Source organism: Rhodospirillales bacterium RIFCSPLOWO2_02_FULL_58_16, assembly GCA_001830425.1.
Taxonomy (GTDB): domain Bacteria; phylum Pseudomonadota; class Alphaproteobacteria; order Rhodospirillales; family 2-02-FULL-58-16; genus 2-02-FULL-58-16.
The window spans coordinates 1-20,961 of sequence record MIAA01000011.1; the positions used below are offsets into that span (position 1 = coordinate 1).

16 protein-coding genes are annotated in these 20,961 nt (G+C 59.6%); 7 read left to right on the plus strand and 9 right to left on the minus strand.

The genetic code is table 11. The features are described from left to right. Positions 1 to 24: 24 nt before the first annotated feature. On the minus strand, positions 25 to 573 hold the full coding sequence (locus A3H92_08705; protein ID OHC76137.1) for a hypothetical protein: 549 nt from the start codon (positions 571 to 573) through the stop codon (positions 25 to 27). Positions 574 to 624: 51 nt separating this feature from the next. On the opposite strand from A3H92_08705, the gene A3H92_08710 reads away from it, so the two are divergent. Together A3H92_08710 and A3H92_08715 are read left to right on the plus strand one after the other, a co-directional pair. Continuing rightward, positions 625 to 1,764 carry a hypothetical protein gene (locus A3H92_08710; GenBank protein ID OHC76138.1) on the plus strand — a complete coding sequence of 380 codons (1,140 nt, stop codon included), beginning with the start codon at positions 625 to 627 and terminating at the stop codon, positions 1,762 to 1,764. A 148-nt stretch (positions 1,765 to 1,912) separates the two neighbouring features. Beyond that, positions 1,913 to 4,411 carry a hypothetical protein gene (locus tag A3H92_08715; GenBank protein ID OHC76139.1) on the plus strand — a complete coding sequence of 833 codons (2,499 nt, stop codon included), beginning with the start codon at positions 1,913 to 1,915 and terminating at the stop codon, positions 4,409 to 4,411. A 14-nt stretch (positions 4,412 to 4,425) separates the two neighbouring features. Here A3H92_08715 and A3H92_08720 read toward each other — a convergent pair whose 3' ends face one another. Continuing rightward, positions 4,426 to 5,229 carry an undecaprenyl-diphosphatase gene (locus A3H92_08720; protein OHC76140.1) on the minus strand — a complete coding sequence of 268 codons (804 nt, stop codon included), beginning with the start codon at positions 5,227 to 5,229 and terminating at the stop codon, positions 4,426 to 4,428. Between the two features lie 161 nt (positions 5,230 to 5,390). Here A3H92_08720 and A3H92_08725 point away from each other — a divergent pair, with 161 nt between their 5' ends. The 3 genes from A3H92_08725 (at position 5,391) to A3H92_08735 (ending at position 12,005) form a co-directional block, all read left to right on the plus strand. Continuing rightward, complete coding sequence (locus A3H92_08725) at positions 5,391 to 10,028, plus strand: glutamate synthase subunit alpha (GenBank protein OHC76141.1); 4,638 nt, start codon at positions 5,391 to 5,393, stop codon at positions 10,026 to 10,028. A gap of 6 nt (positions 10,029 to 10,034) precedes the next feature. After that, positions 10,035 to 11,477, plus strand: coding sequence for a glutamate synthase (gene gltD / locus A3H92_08730; protein OHC76142.1), 1,443 nt, complete (start codon positions 10,035 to 10,037; stop codon positions 11,475 to 11,477). Positions 11,478 to 11,741: 264 nt separating this feature from the next. Further along, on the plus strand, positions 11,742 to 12,005 hold the full coding sequence (locus tag A3H92_08735) for a hypothetical protein (protein OHC76143.1): 264 nt from the start codon (positions 11,742 to 11,744) through the stop codon (positions 12,003 to 12,005). A 15-nt stretch (positions 12,006 to 12,020) separates the two neighbouring features. Here the strand turns inward: A3H92_08735 and A3H92_08740 are convergent, their stop codons facing one another. Together A3H92_08740 and A3H92_08745 are read right to left on the minus strand one after the other, a co-directional pair. Next, positions 12,021 to 12,764 (minus strand): hypothetical protein, encoded by a 744-nt coding sequence (locus A3H92_08740; protein OHC76144.1) that lies wholly within the window; start codon positions 12,762 to 12,764, stop codon positions 12,021 to 12,023. 19 nt (positions 12,765 to 12,783) lie between these two features. Beyond that, positions 12,784 to 13,776 carry an NAD-dependent dehydratase gene (locus tag A3H92_08745; protein OHC76145.1) on the minus strand — a complete coding sequence of 331 codons (993 nt, stop codon included), beginning with the start codon at positions 13,774 to 13,776 and terminating at the stop codon, positions 12,784 to 12,786. A gap of 69 nt (positions 13,777 to 13,845) precedes the next feature. On the opposite strand from A3H92_08745, the gene A3H92_08750 reads away from it, so the two are divergent. Together A3H92_08750 and A3H92_08755 are read left to right on the plus strand one after the other, a co-directional pair. After that, positions 13,846 to 14,823 (plus strand): 4-hydroxy-3-methylbut-2-enyl diphosphate reductase, encoded by a 978-nt coding sequence (locus A3H92_08750; GenBank protein ID OHC76146.1) that lies wholly within the window; start codon positions 13,846 to 13,848, stop codon positions 14,821 to 14,823. Next, the gene (locus A3H92_08755) at positions 14,820 to 15,947 is read left to right on the plus strand and encodes a hopanoid biosynthesis associated radical SAM protein HpnH (protein ID OHC76147.1); all 1,128 of its coding nucleotides are present in this window, start codon (positions 14,820 to 14,822) and stop codon (positions 15,945 to 15,947) included. The genes A3H92_08750 and A3H92_08755 overlap by 4 nt, the downstream gene beginning before the upstream one ends. A 48-nt stretch (positions 15,948 to 15,995) precedes the next feature. Here the strand turns inward: A3H92_08755 and A3H92_08760 are convergent, their stop codons facing one another. From A3H92_08760 to A3H92_08780, 5 genes are all read right to left on the minus strand, one after another. Further along, the gene (locus A3H92_08760) at positions 15,996 to 16,517 is read right to left on the minus strand and encodes a hypothetical protein (protein ID OHC76148.1); all 522 of its coding nucleotides are present in this window, start codon (positions 16,515 to 16,517) and stop codon (positions 15,996 to 15,998) included. Next, the gene (locus A3H92_08765) at positions 16,514 to 16,882 is read right to left on the minus strand and encodes an XRE family transcriptional regulator (protein OHC76149.1); all 369 of its coding nucleotides are present in this window, start codon (positions 16,880 to 16,882) and stop codon (positions 16,514 to 16,516) included. Before A3H92_08765 ends, A3H92_08760 begins: the two co-directional genes overlap by 4 nt. A 190-nt stretch (positions 16,883 to 17,072) precedes the next feature. Continuing rightward, complete coding sequence (locus tag A3H92_08770; GenBank protein ID OHC76150.1) at positions 17,073 to 17,753, minus strand: hypothetical protein; 681 nt, start codon at positions 17,751 to 17,753, stop codon at positions 17,073 to 17,075. Next, a complete protein-coding gene (locus A3H92_08775; GenBank protein ID OHC76151.1) occupies positions 17,754 to 19,688 on the minus strand; it encodes a squalene--hopene cyclase in 1,935 nt (644 codons plus the stop codon). Between the two features lie 40 nt (positions 19,689 to 19,728). Beyond that, positions 19,729 to 20,961: a hypothetical protein gene (locus A3H92_08780; protein ID OHC76152.1), complete on the minus strand. Its 1,233-nt coding sequence runs from the start codon at positions 20,959 to 20,961 to the stop codon at positions 19,729 to 19,731.

Sequence of the window (20,961 nt, forward strand, 5' to 3'; positions counted from 1 at the left end):
CGATAAGAATCGCCCTCGCCGAATCTATGCGATAAGAATCGCCCTCGCCGAATCTATGTAGCCCAGTTCGCGGGCCTTGACGTAGAGATCGATCTTGGCCGCCAACTCGCCGAAAAAACGGCAGATCACCTGCCTCGGCTCCAGCAAATGAACAAGCGGCCCGCCCTTTGATTGCGAGTTCGCACGCGCCGAACGGTTTAACCTGTCGATGGCCGCCCTGAAAATGTCCGAGGACTCACCCGCCTTGCCGGATCGGAACGAGGCGTCTCCCCGCCTGAAAGCAAAGTCGGATATTTCCGGGCAGGCCTGAACCGCCGTCTCATAAATCATGGCGGCGGCGTCAAAGGACCCCGTGAGGTTGTAAAAATGGGCGAGACCGTCCAGCAGATGCTTGGCGTCATGGTCTTTGATTTTATAGGAAAGCGCCTTAATCAGGTGCGGCCCGGCGTGAAGCTGGTACTTCCTGATCCTCGACATGAATACGCCGATCTTCTTGTTTATCTCATAACCATCGGGATCGGCGCGGAATTCCCGCAGCAAATCTTCAAGGGCCTGTTTTTGCGAAGATGACATTATGCTTTGACCGCCTTGACGGGGTTTCCATTATCATTGTTATAGTCATCCATGGAATCAGGGAATAATTCTTTTTCGCCGGAGTGGAGAGTTCCTTTCGTCGGCTTGCGGCGTCAATACGGAGCGCTGCGCGAGGAGATTCTCGAATGCGTTGATCGCATCTTTTCCCAAGCCGCCTTCATTCTGCGCGGGGATGTCGCCGAGTTCGAAAGAGCCGCCGCCGCATATCTGGGCGTCAATCATGTGGTCGGGGTCAACAGCGGAACCGACGCGCTGTTTCTGACGCTTAAGGCCATGGGCCTTTGCCGGGGAGACGAAGTCATCACCGTCCCCTACACCTTCGTCGCCACGGTGGCGGCGATTGTTCATTGCGGCGCCGAGCCGGTGCTGGTGGATATCGGCGCCGATTTTAACATGGCTGCGGAAAATCTCGCCGCAGCCGTCACTCCCCGCACCAGAGCGATTATTCCCGTACATCTGAACGGGCGCGCCTGCGACATGGACGCGATCATGAACATCGCCGAACGTCATTCCCTGCTGGTAATTGAGGACTCGGCCCAGTCTTTCGGCGCCCGCCATAACGGCAGATGCGCGGGAAGCATCGGCGCCGCCGGATGCTTCAGTCTGCATCCGATGAAAAACCTCAACGTCGGCGGCGATGGCGGCCTGATCGCTGTCAATGACGGCGCCCTGGCCGATAAACTGAGGATTCTCCGCAACGTGGGGCAAAGAACCAAGGAAGAAATCGCCTGTTTCGGCTACAATAGCCGACTCGACACCCTGCACGCCGCCATCGCCCTGATTAAATTAAAATACTTCCCGGAGTGGATCGAGCGGTACCGCCGACTGGCTCAACGCTACAACGACGCCCTTGGCGGAATCGACGGACTGACCCTGCCGCCGCCACCCTCGGACGGCATCCGTTTCGATGTGTTCTCGTCCTATGCCATCTGCACCCCCCGCCGCGACGCCCTGAAGGCCCACCTGCTTGCCGACGGCGTCGAAACTTTTGTCCATTGGCCGATGCCGTTGCATCGCCAACCGGCGCTGGGCCTCGGCGGCAACCATGACTTTCCCCAAACGGATCGTATTGCCAAGGAAACGCTGTCCCTGCCGATCTATCCCCAACTGACCGACGACGAGCAGGACATCGTTATCGATTCAACTCTGAGTTTTTTCACCAGGATTTAACATCTCACTGTTCCCCTGACGGTAAAATGGGAATAAGATTCCCGCAGGGTTGGGGGCGATCCGTTGTGTCTAACCGGCACAGGAGGGGGTAATATACAAGTTTCTTGAATATGCGAAAATCGGCAAACGCATCTCTCTGGCGCTGGTTTTGCCTATCGCCGGCCTGCTTGTTTTCTCGGGAATTATCTTTGTCGAGAAACAGCAAATAGCGATTGAGATGACGAAGCTCAATAAGTTAGCCGCCTTCGCTCCGACGGTCAGCGCGCTGGTGCATGAACTGCAGAAAGAACGGGGCGCTTCATCCGGCTATCTCGGCAGCCGTGGACTTATTTTCGGCGCCAGAGTGACGGCGCAGCGTGAACAGACCAACGTCAAGCGCGCCGGCTTTGACTCCATGTTGAAAAAATTCAACATCAAAAATTTCAATGAAACCCTCACCGTCAAGGTAAAGGCCGCCCAAGCCTCCCTGGCGATGCTGGACGCAAGGCGCGCCGAAGTCGACGGGTTGAAACTGACCGTGTTGCAGACGGATGGATACTACACCCCCCTCATCGCCGAATTTCTGAGCATCATCGAGGAGATGGCCGTCATCAGCACCAATACCGAAGTAAGCAACATCATCACCGCTTACACCAGCTTCCTGCAAGGCAAAGAGCGGGTCGGCAATGAACGGGCCATGGGAACGGCGGGTTTCAGCGCCGGCGAGTTCGAGCCGGCGATTTACAGGCGTTTTCTGCAACTCGTCGCCATGCAGAAAGTCTTCTTCAGCATTTTTGACGCTTATGCTACGCCCGAGCAACGCGCCTTCTACGCTACCGTGATCCGGGGTCCGAACATCGACGAAGTCCAGCGCATGCGCGATATCGCCATCACCAGCCTTGAGACGGGAACAACTGAAAACGTCAAGGGTCAGTACTGGTTTGACGCCGTTACCGTCAAGATCAACCTGCTGAAAAAGGTCGAAGACAAAATCGCCGCCGATCTGGTTTTGAAGGCCGGCGAAATCAAAAGCCGCGCCTGGAGCGAATTCCTGGTCATGACCGTGGTGACCATCATCCTGCTTTCGACTACGGCGTACATGATCATGATCATCGTCCGTAGCATCACGATGCCGCTGGGCCGGATGATCAATGATATGAAAAGACTGGCTAACGGCGAAACCCGGATTGAAGTCGCCGGCGTCAGTCGCAGAGACGAAATCGGCGACATGGCCAAAGCCCTGGAGGTGTTTAAAGAAAACGCCATCAAGCGCGTGGAAGCCGAAGAAGAAGTGCAAATACAGATGGTGAACTTGCGTGACTCCCAGGAGCGCATGGAGGCCCAGGGCGCGAAAATCGCCGCCATGGCCGATGATCTGCTCGTCGCCCGCGACGAGGCGGTGCTGGCAAATCAGGCCAAGTCCGACTTTCTGGCCACGATGAGCCACGAAATCCGCACCCCGATGACCGGCGTTCTCGGCATGGCCGACCTGCTGCTGGACACCTCCATGTCGGACGAGCAGAAACGGCACGCCTTGACCATTAAAAACTCCGGTAAAGCGCTGCTGACCATCATCAACGATATTCTTGACATATCCAAACTGGAAGCCGGAAAGCTGGAAATCGACAATATTGATTTTCACCTGCCCTCGCTGATCGAGGAGGTAACGACCCTGCTCGGCAACAGGGCCGTCGAGAAAGACCTGGAACTGACTTGTTCCATATCCGATGAATTGCCCCAGGGCATCAACGGCGATCCGGTCCGCATCCGGCAGATTCTGCTGAACCTCGTCGGCAACTCGATAAAATTTACGAATAACGGCAAAGTCAGGATCGTCGCTGACCTGCTGTCCGCCGAAAAGAACTCCATGATGGTGCAATTTGAAGTCACCGACACCGGCATCGGCATATCCAAGGAGGCGCAAGATCGTCTTTTCGCCAAGTTCGCACAGGCGGAAGCCTCGACATCGCGAAAGTACGGCGGCACCGGTCTCGGCCTGTCTATCTGCAAAAAGTTAAGCGAATTGATGGGGGGGGACATCGGCATCATCAGCAAGGAGGGCGAGGGCAGCACCTTCTGGTTTACCGTCCGCGTCAAACCTGCCGTCGGAAAAGTCATCGGAAAAATAACGGACGACCGTCCCTCGGCCTTCGCCGCCGTCCGTCAATTGAACATCCTATTGGCCGAGGACAACAAGGTGAACCAGACCCTGATTTCAACCATCCTCACGCGCCTTGGGCACCGGGTAGGAATTGCCGATGACGGGATTGAAGCCGTCGCGGCGGTGAAAAACGGCGCCTTCGACATCGTCCTTATGGACGTCCGCATGCCCAACATGGACGGCATCGAGGCTACGCGCGAAATCAGAACGCTTAATAGCGGCAAAGGCAATACGCCGATCATCGGGGTGACTGCGGACGTCATGAGCTACCATCAAAGTGAATATATGGCCGCAGGCATGAACGGCGTCGCCCATAAACCGATCAAGCTGGATCAGCTTCTGGGCGAAATCGACAAGGCAATGGCCGAGAAAATTCACGTCTCCACCGGCGAAGCCGCCCCGGCTCAAGAGCAATCGGTTCCCGAGAAAATAAATACGGAAATCAAAAATACGCCGGATGTCGATGATTTTCTGAAGCGCCTGCAAGAAGTCGCGGACGGTCTGTAGAGCTTCCCCCCCCCTTACAGCCACCCGTAAGTCACTAATAAAATGGCCCCTCCGAGCAGGACCCGATAGACGACAAAGGGGGTGAAGGTAGACCGCCTCAGCCAGGCCATCATGGCGGCGATGGCAAGCAGGCCGGCAAAAAAGGCGATGACGGCGGCGGTAAAAGCCGAAGACGTCAGCGCCGCATCGCTCGAATGATAAAGCTCCAGGCCTTTCAGCAAGCCGGCGCCGATGATCGTCGGCACCGACAACAGCATGGAGAAACGGGCGGCGTCGGGGCGCTCCATGCCCAGCATCCGGGCCGCCGTCATAGTGACGCCGGAGCGGCTGGTGCCGGGGATAAACGCCAGCACCTGAGCCAGACCGATGATAATAGCGTCGCTGAAACGCAGGTGCTCGACCCGACGCAAGGTCATGCCCAGTCTATCGGCGACGTAAAGCACGATGCCGTACCCCAGGATCGTCCAGCCGACGATGGTGGAACTGCGCAGACCGTCCGGCAGATAGATATTCATAAAATAACCGCCGACCGCCGCCGGCACGGTGGCGACGACGAGAAGAGCGGCCAGCTTGGCGCCGGGGTCGCGCTTGCCCCTGAGGGCGCGGCCAAGCCCGAACAGCATGTTCCAGATGTCGCGCCGGAAATAAAGCATCACCGCGCCCAGGGTGCCCATATGCACGGCAACGTCCATGAGCGCCCCCTGATCCTGCCATCCCGCGAGCAACGGAACCAAAATTAAATGCCCCGAGGAACTGACCGGAAGGAACTCGGTAATGCCCTGAACAACGGCAAGAACCACAATATGTAGAAGCGTCATCGTAAAATCACCCCAAGTGTTGCTGTTCTTATAGCAAAGACCGTTTCCTATCCCAAGCCGTAAATTATCGGACCCGCTATTTCTTGGTTGGCAACCATGCCCTCGGCGGGTTATTCAGGCGCTCATTCAAACAAGGAAGCCGAATAAAGGGGCATTTCCGTATGGCAACAACAAGTTTGCCACATAAACAAGGCTTGTTCGATCCACGATACGAACGTGATGCTTGCGGCTTCGGATTCGTCGCCAATATCAAGAACCGCAAAAGCCACTCCATCGTCCGTCAAGGCCTCAAGATACTGGTCAACCTTGACCACCGGGGCGCGGTCGGGGCCGACCCGTTGGCCGGCGACGGCTCCGGAATCCTTATGCAGATTCCGGATGTCCTTCTGCGCGCCGAATGCGCCGGTCTCGGCGTCACGCTGCCGCCCGAGGGAAAATACGGCGTCGGCATGGTCTTCCTGCCGCGCAACGCCGAGACCGGCGAAGTCTGCGTCAAGACGTTCCAACGTATATGCAGCGAAGAGGGCCTTAAGGTCCTGGGCTGGCGGGATGTGCCGGTGGACAATTCCTGCCTCGGTGAAAGCGTCAAGCCGACCGAGCCGGTGATCCGTCAGGTATTCATCATCCCGCGCGGCAACGACCGGGACTTTGACGTAGACGCCGTGGAGCGCAAGCTGATGGTGGTGCGCAAACGCATCCACCGCAATATACGCAACCGCGCCATGAAGGATGTAAAGGCCTTCTACATATCGTCTCTATCGACCCGCACCATCGTCTACAAGGGGATAATCCTGGCCCCCAACCTGGACTCCTACTTCAAGGACTTGTGCGACGAGCGCACGCAATCGGCCCTTGCCATGGTGCATCAGCGTTTCTCCACCAACACTTTTCCGTCCTGGGAGTTGGCCCATCCGTTCCGCTATCTTTGCCACAACGGCGAGATCAACACCCTGCGCGGCAACATCAACTGGATGGCGGCGCGCCGCCACAACATGAAGTCGGAAGTTCTCGGCGACGATCTGAAAAAATTGTGGCCGCTGATCCTTGACGGAAAATCGGATTCCGCCACCTTCGACAACGCCCTGGAACTGTTGATCGCCGCCGGCTACTCGCTGTGCCATGCCATGGCGTTGATGATCCCCGAAGCCTGGCACGACAACCCGCTGATGAAACCAAAGCGCCGCGCCTTCTACGAATATAACGCGGCGCTGATGGAGCCGTGGGACGGACCGGCGGCAATGGCCTTCACCGACGGACGCCAGATCGGGGCCACCCTGGACCGCAACGGCTTGCGCCCGGCGCGATATATCGTAACCAACGACGATCTGGTGATCGCCGCCTCGGAAGTCGGCGTGCTGGACATTCCCGAAGAAAATATCGTCAAGAAATGGCGTCTGCAACCGGGCAAGATGTTCCTTGCCGACCTGGAACAGGGACGCATCATCGACGACGAGGAATTAAAGCGGAATTTGGCCTCGGCCCAACCCTACCAGAGGTGGCTGAACCAAACCCAGATCAAGGTCGAGGCGCTGCCGACCGAAGTGGCGGCAATGCCGCCCGATTCGGATACCTTGATGAATCTGCAACAGGCTTTCGGCTACACCCAGGAAGACCTCAAGTTCTTTCTCGGGCCGATGGCGCTGAACAGCCAGGACCCGATCAGCTCCATGGGCCGCGACATTCCGCCGGCGGTGCTCTCCAAACGGCCCAAGCTGCTGTATGATTACTTCAGCCAGTGCTTCGCCCAGGTCACCAACCCTCCCATCGACCCCATCCGCGAGGAACTGGTGATGTCGCTGGTATCGCTGATCGGACCCAGGCCGAACCTGCTGGACCTGAACACCGGCGGCGCCCACAAACGGCTGGAGGTGACCCAGCCCATCCTCAGTAATATCGACCTGGAAAAAATCCGCCATATCCACGAGAAGGTGGACAACGCCTTCCACGCTTTCACGCTGGATATCTGCTATCCGGCGGCGCTGGGCGCCGGGGGGATGAAAAAGGCCCTCGACAGGCTTTGCCGGCAAGCCCAGGAAGAAGTGCTCAAGGGCGACAACATTCTGGTGCTGTCTGATCGCGCCGTCGATGCCGACAACGTCGCCATCCCGGCGCTTCTTGCCTGCGCCGCCGTTCACCATCACCTGATCCGCGAGGGTCTGCGCACCGAAGTCGGGCTGGTGGTGGAGACCGGAGAAGCGCGGCAGGTCCATGACTTCTGCCTGCTTGCCGGCTACGGCGCCGAGGCCATCAATCCCTATCTGGCCTTTGAGACCATTTCTTCCATGCTGCCGGAGTTGAACAAGGACTTAAAAGACAAACTGACCGAGGCGGCGGCTCACAAGAACTACATCAAGGCCATCGACAAGGGCATCCTCAAGGTGATGTCGAAGATGGGCATCTCCACCTATCAGTCATATTGCGGCGCCCAGATTTTCGACGCCGTCGGCCTGTCCACCGAATTTATCGACAAGTACTTTACATGGACATCCACCGCCATCGAGGGCGTAGGCCTGAAGGAAATCGCCGCCGAAACGGTGCGCCGCCACGCCGACGCCTATGGCGGCAAGGCCGATTTGCGCAACGCCCTTGATCCCGGCGGCGAACTGGCCGTGCGTTTGCGCGGCGAAGAGCACATATGGACGTCCGAATCCATCTCCAAACTTCAACATGCATGCTACAGCGGCGACTTCGAGGCATTCCGCGAGTTTTCCAAGGTCATCAATGACCGCAGCAAGCGATTGATGAACCTGCGCGGGCTGTTCGAATTCAATTTCGGCAAAAACGCCATACCGCTGGACGAGGTGGAGCCGATAGAAAGCATCTTCAAACGATTCTCGACGGGCGCCATGTCCTTCGGCTCCATCTCCCACGAAGCGCACACGACCACGGCCATCGCCATGAACCGCATCGGCGGCAAGTCCAATACCGGCGAGGGCGGCGAAGAGCCGGAGCGTTACACGCCTCAGCCCAACGGCGACTCGACGCGCTCGGCGATCAAGCAGGTGGCCTCGGGCCGCTTCGGCGTTACCGCCGAGTATCTGGTCAACGCCGACGAAATCCAGATCAAGATGGCCCAAGGCGCCAAACCCGGCGAGGGCGGCCAGCTTCCCGGCCATAAGGTCAACAAGACCATCGCCAGGGTCAGGCACTCAACCCCCGGCGTCGGCCTGATTTCGCCGCCGCCCCACCATGATATCTATTCCATCGAGGATCTGGCGCAGCTTATCCACGACCTCAAGAACGTTAATCCCAAGGCCAGAATCAGCGTCAAGCTGGTCTCCGAAAAAGGCGTCGGCACCATCGCCTCCGGCGTCGCCAAGGCCCACGCCGACCATGTGCTGATCTCCGGCTGCGAAGGCGGCACCGGCGCCAGCCCCATCACTTCGGTCATGCACGCCGGTTCGCCGTGGGAACTGGGCCTATCGGAAACTCACCAAACGCTGTTGCTGCACCGTCTGAGGGGACGCATCGCGGTACAAACCGACGGCGGCGTCAGGACCGGACGCGACGTGGTGATCGCCGCTCTGCTGGGTGCCGATGAACTCGGCTTCGCCACCATCGCCCTCATCGCCGAAGGCTGCCTGATGATGCGCAAGTGCCACCTAAACACCTGCCCGGTCGGCATCGCCACCCAGGATCGGGAACTGCGCAGCCGTTTCACCGGCAAGCCGGAGCATGTGGTAAATTACTTCACCTTCGTCGCCAGAGAGACACGCGAGTTGATGGCCGAACTCGGATTTCGCACCTTCAACGAAATGATCGGGCGCACGGACAAGCTGCGCGTCAACAGGGCGGTTGACCATTGGAAGGCTTCGGGCCTTGATCTGACGCCGCTTCTCTACCGTCCCAAAACGGCCAAGGGCGTCGCCGTCTACAATAGCGAGACCCAGGACCATGCTCTGGAAAAAGCGCTGGACCACAAGCTGATCAAACTGAGCAAATCAGCAATCGAGAACAAGGAGCCGGTGAAAATCGAACTGCCGGTGCGAAACATCAACCGCACCGTCGGCGCCATGCTGTCGGGCCGGGTTGCGCTTCGCCACGGGCATAAGGGCCTGCCCGAAGACACCATCTACATCAAAAGCAAGGGAACCGGCGGCCAGAGCTTCGGCGCCTTCCTTGCCCACGGCATCACCATCGAGCTGGAGGGCGACGCCAATGACTACGTCGGCAAGGGCCTGAGCGGCGGCCGCATCATCATCTACCCACCCAAAAAAAGCTCCTTCAAGGCCGAGGAAAACATCCTCATCGGCAACACCGTGTTATACGGCGCCATCAGCGGCGAGTGTTATTTCCACGGCGTCGCCGGCGAACGTTTCGGCGTGCGTAATTCCGGCGCCGTCGCCGTGGTCGAAGGCGTCGGCGACCATGGCTGCGAGTACATGACCGGAGGCTGTGTCGTCGTGCTGGGAGAAACAGGGCGTAATTTTGCCGCCGGGATGAGCGGCGGCATTGCCTATGTATATGATAAAAACAAGGACTTCGATATCCGCTGCAACATGTCCATGGTCCGCCTGGAACCCATTGTCAGAAACAGAAACAACAACGTAAACATGGCCGACAAAGAAACATTCAATGATATGTTGCGCCACGACGAAGCTCGCCTGAAATGGCTGATCGAGAGGCACCTGCGTTATACCGGCAGCCCGCGCGCCCGCGAGATCATGGAAAACTGGAATCGCCATCTTCCCATGTTCCACAAAGTCATGCCCGTAGACTTTCTGAACGCTTTGCAGAAACCCCAACTTCGTGACGCCCGGCACAGCAAGCGCACCGGCCAAAGCCCGCAGGAAGGATAAAAAAACATGGGCAAAACAACCGGCTTTATGGAGTATATGCGCCAGGATCGCGGCCACGACGGCGTCGGCGACCGCATCCAGCACTTCGCCGAGTTCATCAACCCGCTGGCGCCCGACGAAATCAAGAAGCAGGGCGCCCGGTGCATGGATTGCGGCGTTCCGTTCTGCCATCAGGGATGCCCGGTGGGCAACATCATTCCCGACTGGAATAACCTGATCTACAATAACAAGTGGCGCGAGGCCCTGGAAGTCCTGCACTCCACCAACAATTTCCCCGAATTCACCGGACGCATCTGCCCGGCGCCCTGTGAGGCGTCATGCACCCTGAACATCAGGGACGAGCCGGTAACCATCAGAACCATCGAATGCGCCATCGTCGATAGGGCCTGGAAAGAAGGCTATATAAGCCCGCAAGTCCCGGCGCACCGTTCCGGCAAGAAAGTCGCCATCGTCGGTTCCGGCCCGGCGGGACTGGCCTGCTCCCAACAACTCGCCCGCGCCGGCCATACGGTAGTCGTGTACGAGAAAAATTCCCGCATCGGCGGCCTGCTCCGCTACGGAATCCCGGACTTTAAACTAAGCAAGCATCTCATTGACCGGCGGATAGCGCAGATGAAAGCCGAGGGAGTGAAATTCATCCCCGGCATTAACATCGGCGTCAACATTCCGGCAAAAGAACTGCTGAAAGAATTCGACGCCGTCGTGCTGGCCGGCGGCTCCGAACTGCCGCGTGACCTGCCTGTGCCCGGTCGTGATTTGAAGGGAATCCATTTCGCCCTTGAATTCCTGTTCCAGCAAAACCACCGTATCGCCGGCGACGTCATCCCCAGAGACCGGGAAATCACCGCCACCGATAAACATGTAGTGGTGATCGGCGGCGGCGATACCGGGTCGGACTGCATCGGAACCTCGATCCGCCAAGGCGCTCTCTCGGTGACCCAGATTGAAATATTGCCCAAACCGCCGGAGAAAGAGGACAAAAAACTGACCTGGCCCAACTGGCCGACGAAACTGCGCACCACCACCTCCCACAACGAAGGTTGTTCACGGGACTGGAGCGTCATCACCAAATCATTCTCCGGCGAGAACGGACGGGTGACAACCCTGCATGCGGCGCGTGTCGAATGGTCGCCGGACAAAAACGGCCGCATCGCCATGAAGGAAACAGCGGGCAGCGAATTCAACATCAGGGCCGATCTTGTTCTGCTGGGAATGGGTTTCGTTCATCCGATCCACGACGGGTTGCTGAAACAATTGAACGTCGCCCTTGATGAACGCAAAAACGTCAAGGCCGATGCCGATTCATATCAGACTTCGGTACCCAAAGTGTTCGCCGCCGGCGATATGCGTCGCGGACAATCGCTGGTGGTTTGGGCCATCCGCGAGGGCCGCCAGTGCGCCCGCTCCGTCGATCAATTCCTGATGGGCAAAACCGACCTGCCCTGCTGAACCTCCCCCTGCCCCGCTGTTCTTAGCCTCTTCAAACTTAAGGCCTGTCATTTCCGTGTGTTCTGTATGTTCCGTGGTAAACCATGCAATTTTAACCACAGAACACACGGAATACACGAAAGGAAAGACAAAACGGTCGAGTCTCCGTTGATGATCGTTGGCGTTAGCTGCCGATCAGCGGAAGAATGTGGTCGTGGGCGCGGATGAAGTCGGCGAGGCTTGGCGCCGCTGGACTCCCGCTGTCAAATATGGAATGATAGGAGCATGGAAACGACCGACACGCAGGGAATTCTTGCCGCCATCGCCGCGCTCGGAGATCGCGTGGAGCGGCAGATCGGCGAATTGAAGGGCAATGTCGGTGCGCTGGATACTCGCATTCGCGCACTTGAAACCGAGGTCGCCGAGTTGAAGGGCGAGATGCGCGGCGAAATGCGGCAGATGAGCGCCCGCATCAGCGACGTTTACACCCGCCTCCCCGTGCCCATAGCCTACCAGCCTCCGGGACCCGGTAAAAAGCGCGCCGGATAACCGGCGGGACGCGCATCATCCGCCGATCAGCGGAAGAATGTAGTCGCGGGCGCGGACAAGGTCTTCCTGGAAGTCGATCTCGATCCACGGCAAGCCTGTGATGTCCTCGATCCAGAAGGTTCCCTGAGGCTCGCCCAGCAAAACATCGCGCAGGGGGCTTTCCATAGGTTCCAACAACTTATTATTGTCGATATAAGCCTGACAGGCGGAGGCCAGCCGCCCGGCGACGGCAGCCGACAGACTCAAAAAGCCCGGCCACTCGCCGGTCCGGTCAAATTCCCCCTCAATGCCTTTGCCGAAGGCGACGGGATGGCCGTCCCTTACGCACAGCTTCACCGCTTCCAGGCAATGGGCGGCGCCGTGGTCGAAAATAATGCAGTTTTCATGTTCCGATTTTACAAGACGCCCGATCAGTTCCTGGTGATAAAGCACGTCGGCGTCCATGAATAAGACGGCATCGCCGCCGTTCAGGACTTCGCGGGCGCGCCACAACGAAACCGTAGTGCCTGTAGTGCTGAAATCAGGGTTCTCGACAAAAGAAACAAAGCCGTCGCCATGGGCTTCGGCCTCGGCCATGACCTCGTCCTTGCGGAAGCCGACGACGACCATCAACTCTTTGACGCCGAATTTTTTCAGCGCCTCGATATGGCGCCGCATCAGGGTCTTGCCGCCGAATTCAAGAAGCGACTTCGGCGGTTTATCTCCGTCATTGCCGTAAAGACGACTGCCCACCCCCGCCGCCAGCATGATTGCCTTCATCCTAGTGTCCATTCATTCATTAAAAATAGCCGTTCTCACTAAACCAGACGACGGCGTCGCGCAACGCCTGTTCAGCGGGGCGAGGAGCATATCCCAATTCCCGCTTCGCCTTGGCGCATGAGAAAAACATCTTCTTTCTGGCCATGCGGACGCCGTCGATGGTGACGAAAGGCGCGGCTTCCCGCCTGACCAGACGCGCCCAGCCCTCGACCACGCAAGCCACCGGCATAATCAGGCTATGAGGGATGCAGACGCCGGGCGGCTTGCCGCCGGCAATCGCGGCGATCACGGCAAGAATATCCTTGAGGCTCATGTCGTCGCCGCCGAGAACGTAACGCTCACCGATGACGCCCTTCCTGAAGGCGGCCAGATGGCCGGCGGCGATATCATCCACATGCGCAATGTTAAGGCCGGTATCGACATAGGCCGGCATCTTCCCGGCGGCGGCGGCGACGATCATGGCGCCCGTCGGCGTAGGCTTGATGTCGCGGGGGCCTACCGGCGTCGAGGGATTAACAATTACCACCGGAGCGCCGTATTCCGCGATCAGATGGCGCACGGCCTCCTCGGCCTTGAATTTGGACTGCTTGTAAGGGCCGATCATGTCGCCGTAGCCGACCGGACTTTCCTCATCGCCGGGGGTTCCGTCCTTGGGGATGCCCAGCACCGCCACCGAACTGGTGTAGACGATGCGCTCGACGCCGGCCTCGGCGGCGGCCAGCACGATATCGCGTGAGCCGTTGACGTTGGCCTTGAACATAAGGTCGGGACGGCGGGTCCACAGACGATAGTCGGCGGCCACATGGAACAGCCCCTTGCATCCCTTCAGGGCCGGCCCCAGCGACGCCCTGTCCGTCAGGTCGCCTTGAACCGCCTCAACGTCCAGGCCGGCGAAATTGCTGCGGACGCTGGAAGAGCGCACCAGCACGCGCACCCGGAAGCCCTCGCTCAAGAGCAGGCGCGCCACCGCCGATCCGACGAAGCCGGAAGCCCCGGTAACCAGAATGGTCATCGCGACCCGTTTGAAAAAATATCAGACATATATTCACCTTTAAGCTAAAATAAACGCCCCGGAAAACAAATGAATAAACACCATACCGTGAAACGAAACAACAATGCCGCCCTTCACGTCATCCTGACGCGCCCTCGCGGTTTTTGCGCCGGGGTCGAACGCGCCATTGAAATCGTCGAGCAGGCCCTGGACACTTACGGGCCGCCGGTCTATGTGCGCCACGAGATCGTCCACAACAAGCGGGTTGTCGATACTTTGCGGGCCAAAGGAGCGGTTTTCGTCGAGGAGCTGGACGATATCCCCGACGGCGCCGTCACCATTTTCAGCGCCCACGGCGTATCTCAAGCGGTAGAGGCGGAGGCGCGGAAACGCAAACTCCCGGTCATCGACGCCACCTGCCCCCTGGTCTCGCGGGTCCACAGGGAGGGACGCAAGCACGCCCGAAACGGCAACGAGCTGATCCTTATCGGCCACGGCGGCCACCCCGAAGTGGAAGGAACCCAAGGCCGCATACCCGGCGGCGTGCAACTGGTGACCTACCCCGAAGACGTAGAGGATGTAAAAATCCACAACCCCGAAAAGGTGGCTTATGTGACGCAAACGACGCTCAGCGTTGACGACACCCGCGAAGTAATCGAGGCGCTGAAAAAACGTTTCCCGTCCATCATCGGCCCCGACGTCAACGATATCTGCTACGCCACCCAGAACCGCCAGCAGGCGGTGCGCGAACTGGCGACTCAAGTGGACCTGATGCTGGTGGTGGGCGCGCGCAACAGCTCCAACTCCAACCGCCTGCGCGAGATCGGCGCCGAAATGGGGGTTCCCAGCTATCTCGTCGATGATGCGGACAGCCTTGACGCTTCCTGGCTTAACAATGCGAAAGTGGTCGGCATCACCGCCGGAGCCTCGGCGCCGGAAGAACTGGTCCAGGAACTGATCGACCGCCTTTCCGATTTCGGAAAAATCGAGATGACCGAACTGGAAGGCGGCGAAGAGCGCATGCAGTTCAAGCTTCCCAAGGAACTGGTCCAGGCAGCCGTCAGGTGAGCGTCCCCCTGATTCAGCAATATCGCGTCGGCGCCTATATCCTCAAGCAACGCTTCAGGGGCATCGACAAGTACCCCCTCGTGCTGATGCTGGAACCCCTGTTCCGCTGCAACCTGTCTTGCGCCGGATGTGGCAAGATCGACTACCCCGAGGCCATTCTCAACCGCCGCCTGAGTGTCGCCGAATGTCTGGCGGCGGCGGATGAATGCGGCGCCCCGATAGTCTCCATTCCCGGCGGAGAACCCTTGCTGCACAAGGATATCAAGGAAATCGTCGAAGGCCTCATCGCCCGCAAGAAGTTCATTTATCTGTGCACCAACGGGCTGTTGCTGGAAAAGCAGATGGACCGCTTCACGCCCGGCCCTTACCTCACCTTTTCGGTGCATCTGGACGGCATGCGCGAGCATCACGACAAGGCGGTCTCCCAGGATGGAGTCTTTGACCGCGCCGTATCGGCCATCCGCGAGGCCCGCAAGCGCGGCTTCCGCGTCACCATCAACTGCACCCTGTTCGCCAACGCCGATGTCGCCGACATGGCCGGGTTTTTCGACTTCGCATGCTCCGACCTGGGAGTCGAGGGCATCACCATATCGCCCGGCTACGCTTACGAGCGGGCGCCGATACAGGAGCATTTCCTGTCGCATGCGCACACCAAAAACCTGTTCCGCGACCTGTTGCGGCTGGGCAAAAAGAAAAAGTGGCGGTTCAGCCAGTCGACTCTGTTCCTCGACTTCCTGGCCGGCAACCAGGCCTACCGCTGCACCCCCTGGGGCAACCCGACGCGCAATGTTTTAGGCTGGCAGAAGCCTTGCTACCTGATCGCCGAGGGCCACGCCCCGTCCTTCGCCTCCCTGATGGAGGAAACCGATTGGGACGCCTACGGAACCGGCAACTACGAGAAGTGCGCCGACTGCATGGTCCATTGCGGCTACGAGCCGACCGCCGTCACCGACACGGTGAGCCGTCCGCTGAAGGCGCTGAAGGTATTCCTCGGCGGCATCGACACCGAAGGCCCCATGGTCCCGGAAATCCCGCTCGACCGCCAGCGCCCGGCTGAAGATGTCCACGAAAGTCTGATCGTCCGAGCCGAAACTGGGACCGACGAGCGAAGCGACGCGGCGTAGGGTAACGTTAGAAAAGCCGCAGATCGAAACGGAACGGTCGCTGTGAAATCACCTTGATGCCCGCCCGTGGTCATCAATGGCCGAGACTAGGTGAGGCGGAACCTCGGACCATGCCCAGAAGACGAGGTTACGGTCGTCCGGCCCGCATCCGGGCGCGAAGCTCTGCACGATTATGGCGGCGACGCCATCGTCGATCAAGCGATCAGCCAAAGTCCAGGTGAGAGGATGGATGCCAAGCGACGCCATATCTTCCCACGCGCCCGCAAGGTCGGAAATGGATACTCCCAACGCCGCCTGGACGTCCGGATCACCGAGATCGACAACGTCCGCGCAATCCACCTCGTAGGCGACCAGGGTCATCGGCTGGGGTTTGAATGGGAAGCCCTGCTGTGCCTCCATCCATGCGGTCTTAGGATCAAGCGAGGTATAGAGCGCAGGCGCGCCAATGCGGTTAAACCGCCCGCCGCGCCGCATCGCGCCCGTACCGGAGACCGGGGCTGAGGACCATTTCGGGTTGTGTGCGCGGTAGACGAGACCCCGGTAGCGGAAGAACGGGACTTCCCTGCTCACGCATATCCCCCATCGGCGACGCGGCTAAGATACGCCTTCACGTCCTCGGCCCGGCCATCCTTGACTAAATCCTCGGCCGTCTTGTCGCCGAAGGACGGCAGGGGTTGTGAGCGGAACCAAGCGAAGGCCCTGGGCAGCGAACCCGACCACCCGATTACGCGGTTGATTATCTCCACTGTATCGCGCAACCGCGCCTGGGTGGCTCGGCTCTCAACCCGCGAGCGTTTGGATACCGCATCCCGCGACAATCCGGTGGCCGCCGCCAGCTCGATCTTGGTGACGTGCAGAACTTCGGCTAACAGGGTGGCGTCGATCAGCCCCCTTGGGGGCAAAACCTGTTCCAGGAATTGGATGTTGGTAGGCATGTGCGCCTCGCCATTTGCCTCAGCATATGGACATTATATGCGACATAAGGGCCATTTGCAATTCATTGTCCGGGGCTTTTGTCGCTAACCCCTGATTACAGATGAGCTTCTTAACAGGATCATTATATTGTGGGGGGCGTCGAAGCTATTTCGGATGGACTGAAATGAGGCCTTGCTTATAATGGATACTCTAATCGTCCGAGCCGAAACTGGGACCGACGAGCAAAGCGATGCGGCGTAAGGCGGCTAACGCCCGGTCGCTGTCCCGCTTGAGGCGGAGAATGGCCGGCAGTTCCCATGGCCGCCACAACAACGCCAACGCCACGGCCAGGGGTCGGCTGCGCCCATCCTCCCCTACTCCCTTAAGCGCCGATGACGGGATTTCTCCAGCCGCCGGATCGGCGATCACCCTCACCGCCAGGAACGGAATTCCCGCTTCATCCGCTACTTCGGCGACGGCATGGCTTTCCATATCGACGGCGACGGCCCCCGTATCCAAAAACAAACGGCGCTTGTCCTCAGGCATGGTTATCGCCTGCCCGACGCCGAGCAGGGGAGCGCTGACGCATGGCGTATCTGAAAGAGCCGCGCAAAGCCTTTGGCGCCATTCTCTATCGGTGACAAAACGTTTGCCGTCAGCGGTGATAACGCTGTCGGCAAGAACCAGATCGCCTGGCCCAATGGCCGGGTCAAGCCCGCCGGCAAGGCCGAAACTGATCAGCGCCGTACATCCTTCCTTCAATAAAGCGCGGGCGGTCTTCCCGGCGCGTTCGGGGCCGGGGCCGGAACAGCGCACGGTCAATCCGTTCAACCCCGCGCCGAGGCAGCGGGCCTCAAGCGCCAAGCCGGTGATGATGCCGAGGGGTTTCACCTACATGCCGAACAAGGGACGCTTGGAGGCGCCGTTCTTGAGATTCTTGTAACGAGCCAGCGCCCACAGGCAGAAATAGGCGCTGTAGCCGTGATAACGAAGATAGAAAATGCGAGGAAAGCCGACGGCGTTGAAGTATTCCTCGCGCCACTTGCCGCCTTCGCGGGGAGCATTCAGCAGGTACTCAACGCCCAGCTTAATCTGCTCGCTGTCCACCTCGCCGGCCGCCATCAACCCCAGTAGCGCCCAGGAGGTCTGCGACGGCGTGCTTTCCTTCACCTCGTCGCGGCGGTGTTGCCAGTAGCTGGCGCAATCCTCTCCCCAGCCGTTGTCGGGGCGCTGGCAAGACTTCAGCCATTCCACCGCCTTGCGGATATGAGGCGCCTGCATATCCTTGCCCAGCGCATTGTAGACATTCAGCACCGACCAGGTGCCGTAAACGTAATTGTTGCCCCAGCGCCCGAACCAGGAGCCGTCTTCCTGCTGATCGGTCCTCAGGAACTCAAGGCCCCGCGCCACCACCGGATGATCCACGGCATAGCCCAGTTGGGCCAGCATGCCGATGCACCGCGCCGTAACATCGGCGGTCGGCGGGTCGAGCAGCGCCCCGTGGTCGGCAAACGGAATATGTTGCAGAAAGTAATATTCGTTGTCGGCGTCAAAGGCTCCCCAGCCGCCGTTGCCGCTTTGCATGCCGATGATCCATTCGACGGCGCGTTCAATGGCCTCGCGGTATTTCTCACGGTCGATCCTGTGCAGCGCCATGACCACCACCGCCGTGTCGTCCACATCCGGGTAGTAGTCATTCCAGTACTGGAAAGCCCATCCGCCGGGACGCACATCAGGCCGGTGCGACTTCCAGTCTCCGACAACGTCCAGTATCTGCCGCCCGGCCAGCCATTCGCCGGCCCCGGCCAGAACCGGGTCTTCTCCGTTCATGCCGGTTTCCAGCATGGCGAGGGAGGCAAGGCCTGTATCCCACACCGGCGACAGGCACGGCTGGCAATAGCCCTTGTCGCCTTTGAACACCAGCAGCTTGTCGATGGCCTTGCGGGCGATTACATAGTCGGGATCGTCGCGGGGATAGCCCAGCGCGTCCATGGCCATGACGCTGTTGGCCATGGCCGGAAAGATGCCGCCCAGACCATCCTCGCCGTTCAGCCGCTCGATGACGAATTCCATGGCCCGGTCGATGGCTTTCTTCTCCAGCGACTTGGGCATAAAAGGCATGATTAAACGAGCCAGGCGGTCGCCAAACAGCAACACCGCGCCCAGCCAGTGGCCGGTAGGGTTGGTAAGATAGTTCAGAACCTTCTTCGGCGGCTTGACGAACAACTCCCTGATATCGACGCCGCGAGGATTGCAGGCGCGAGGCTTCAAGGCCGCCAGCACCATCAACGGCACCATCACCGTGCGCGACCAGTACGAGACCTTGTCGATGTGAAACAGCGCCCAGGCCGGCAACAACAGGGCTTCGACCCGTATCAACGGCACGGCGCGCCACGGCGCCTGTCCGAACAGAGCCAGCATGAAGCGGGTGAAGACATTGGTCTTGGCCGCCCCGCCGTGATCAAGGATGGCGTGGCGGGCGAATCTCATGTGCGGAGCGTTGATATCCTCGCCGACCAGCTTGAGGGCAAAGTAGGCCTTGACCGACGCGCTGATATCGAAATCGCCGTCATGGTACAGCGGCCAGCCGCCGTGGCTGCCCTGAATTTCACGAATATAATTGGCCAGCTTGGCCTCGACGGCGTCGTTCGGCTCGCCCAGGTAATGATTGAGGAAGATGTACTCGGCCGGGATGGTGACATCGGCTTCCAGCTCGAAAGCCCAGTGGCCGTCATCGGCCTGCCGGGCGGCAAGCCAAGCTTTAGCCTCCTCGATCACCTTGTCGAGACGGCTGTCGCCCTGAAAAAATTTACCCACGTTCAGCATTTCCGTTTTTTAATCGAATAATCGGTTTTTGTTCAAGCTCTTATACCGGCTTAAGCGCTTTACTTGCGGCGGTGTGTCCTGAACGCACAGCTCCCTCGATGGTCGCCGGCAAGCCGGTATCCGTCCAGTCGCCGGCGAGATACAAGTTTTTCCACGCCGTCACGGCGCCGGGCCTGAGTTTAATCTGTTCCGGCGTTTGGGCAAAAGTGGCGCGCTTTTCCTTAACAATCCGGTAAGGCGGCAAAGGCGCTTCGCCGAGACCGAGAGCGACGGCGACCTCGGCCCACAGGCTTCGGGCAATGTCTTCTTCGGTTTCATCAACAAGGCCGGCGGCGGCGCTGACGGTCACCGAGGCGATATCGCCGCGCACAAACAACCATTGGCCGACGCCGCCGACCATCCCCAGCATCGACACCCCCTCGCGCCCGCTGTCCAGACGGAAATGACCGTTGACGATGGCGCGGCTATCGCCGGGAACGGTCAGGCCGGGAACCAGGGCGCCGGCGACCGTCGGCGGAACCGCCAGGACCACGCTTTCCCCTTCCGCCAGGGCAGATTTCTCATCGCCGAAATTCAAGGCCGATACTTTATCCGCCGCGAACTCCAATGATCGGAGCCTGCGGTTGAACAGGAGGCGATCCTTAAGCCGCGCCAGCGCCGGATCGACAAAGCTCTCGCTCAACCCCTCCCTGACGATGCGCGGACGGCAGGCGGCAAGACCTTGCCCGATGATCTCTTTAAGCACGGCCCCCATCAGATGCGCCGCCCCTTCCTCTGCCGAAATATTAAGAATACCCATCGCCAAAGGCTCCCAGAAATTTCGATAGACCGGTGCCCGGCGGTCAAGCAGCCCGGCGACGGTCGCCTCGCCGCCCGCCTGGTACAAGCCGAAGCCGCCGAGATAGTCCCGCCAACGGCCTCCCGGAACCTTAAGGAGGCACCGCAAGCCGACGGGAACCGTCCAGCGCCGCCCGTCCTGCAAGTCAAGAAAAGGGAAGCCGTCGCCGTCGGGCGCGACAAGGCTGTCCGCCGAGCCGATCTCGCTCAGATAGGCGAAGGCCGAGCGGTTGCCGCTCAACAACAGATGATTGCCGTTATCGATCCGCCGTTCCAGCCTGGAGTCCCGGTAGGAACGGCAACGTCCGCCGGCATGGCCCGCCGACTCATACACCGTCACCCGCCGTCCGGCGGCGACAAGCCTGACGGCGCAGGAAAGGCCGGCAAGACCGGCGCCGATTACATGGACATGGTCAACGGATACAGGCGAAGCCAT

Coding starts and splice junctions, on each gene's coding strand:
- A3H92_08705 (OHC76137.1), bottom strand. CDS start 573: ATGTCATCTTCGCAAAAACAGGCCCTTGAAGATTTGCTGCGGGAATTC.
- A3H92_08720 (OHC76140.1), bottom strand. CDS start 5,229: ATGACGCTTCTACATATTGTGGTTCTTGCCGTTGTTCAGGGCATTACC.
- A3H92_08765 (OHC76149.1), bottom strand. CDS start 16,882: ATGCCTACCAACATCCAATTCCTGGAACAGGTTTTGCCCCCAAGGGGG.
- A3H92_08725 (OHC76141.1), top strand. CDS start 5,391: ATGGCAACAACAAGTTTGCCACATAAACAAGGCTTGTTCGATCCACGA.
- A3H92_08740 (OHC76144.1), bottom strand. CDS start 12,764: ATGAAGGCAATCATGCTGGCGGCGGGGGTGGGCAGTCGTCTTTACGGC.
- A3H92_08745 (OHC76145.1), bottom strand. CDS start 13,776: ATGACCATTCTGGTTACCGGGGCTTCCGGCTTCGTCGGATCGGCGGTG.
- A3H92_08750 (OHC76146.1), top strand. CDS start 13,846: ATGAATAAACACCATACCGTGAAACGAAACAACAATGCCGCCCTTCAC.
- A3H92_08710 (OHC76138.1), top strand. CDS start 625: ATGGAATCAGGGAATAATTCTTTTTCGCCGGAGTGGAGAGTTCCTTTC.
- gltD (OHC76142.1), top strand. CDS start 10,035: ATGGGCAAAACAACCGGCTTTATGGAGTATATGCGCCAGGATCGCGGC.
- A3H92_08775 (OHC76151.1), bottom strand. CDS start 19,688: ATGCTGAACGTGGGTAAATTTTTTCAGGGCGACAGCCGTCTCGACAAG.
- A3H92_08780 (OHC76152.1), bottom strand. CDS start 20,961: ATGGCTTCGCCTGTATCCGTTGACCATGTCCATGTAATCGGCGCCGGT.
- A3H92_08735 (OHC76143.1), top strand. CDS start 11,742: ATGGAAACGACCGACACGCAGGGAATTCTTGCCGCCATCGCCGCGCTC.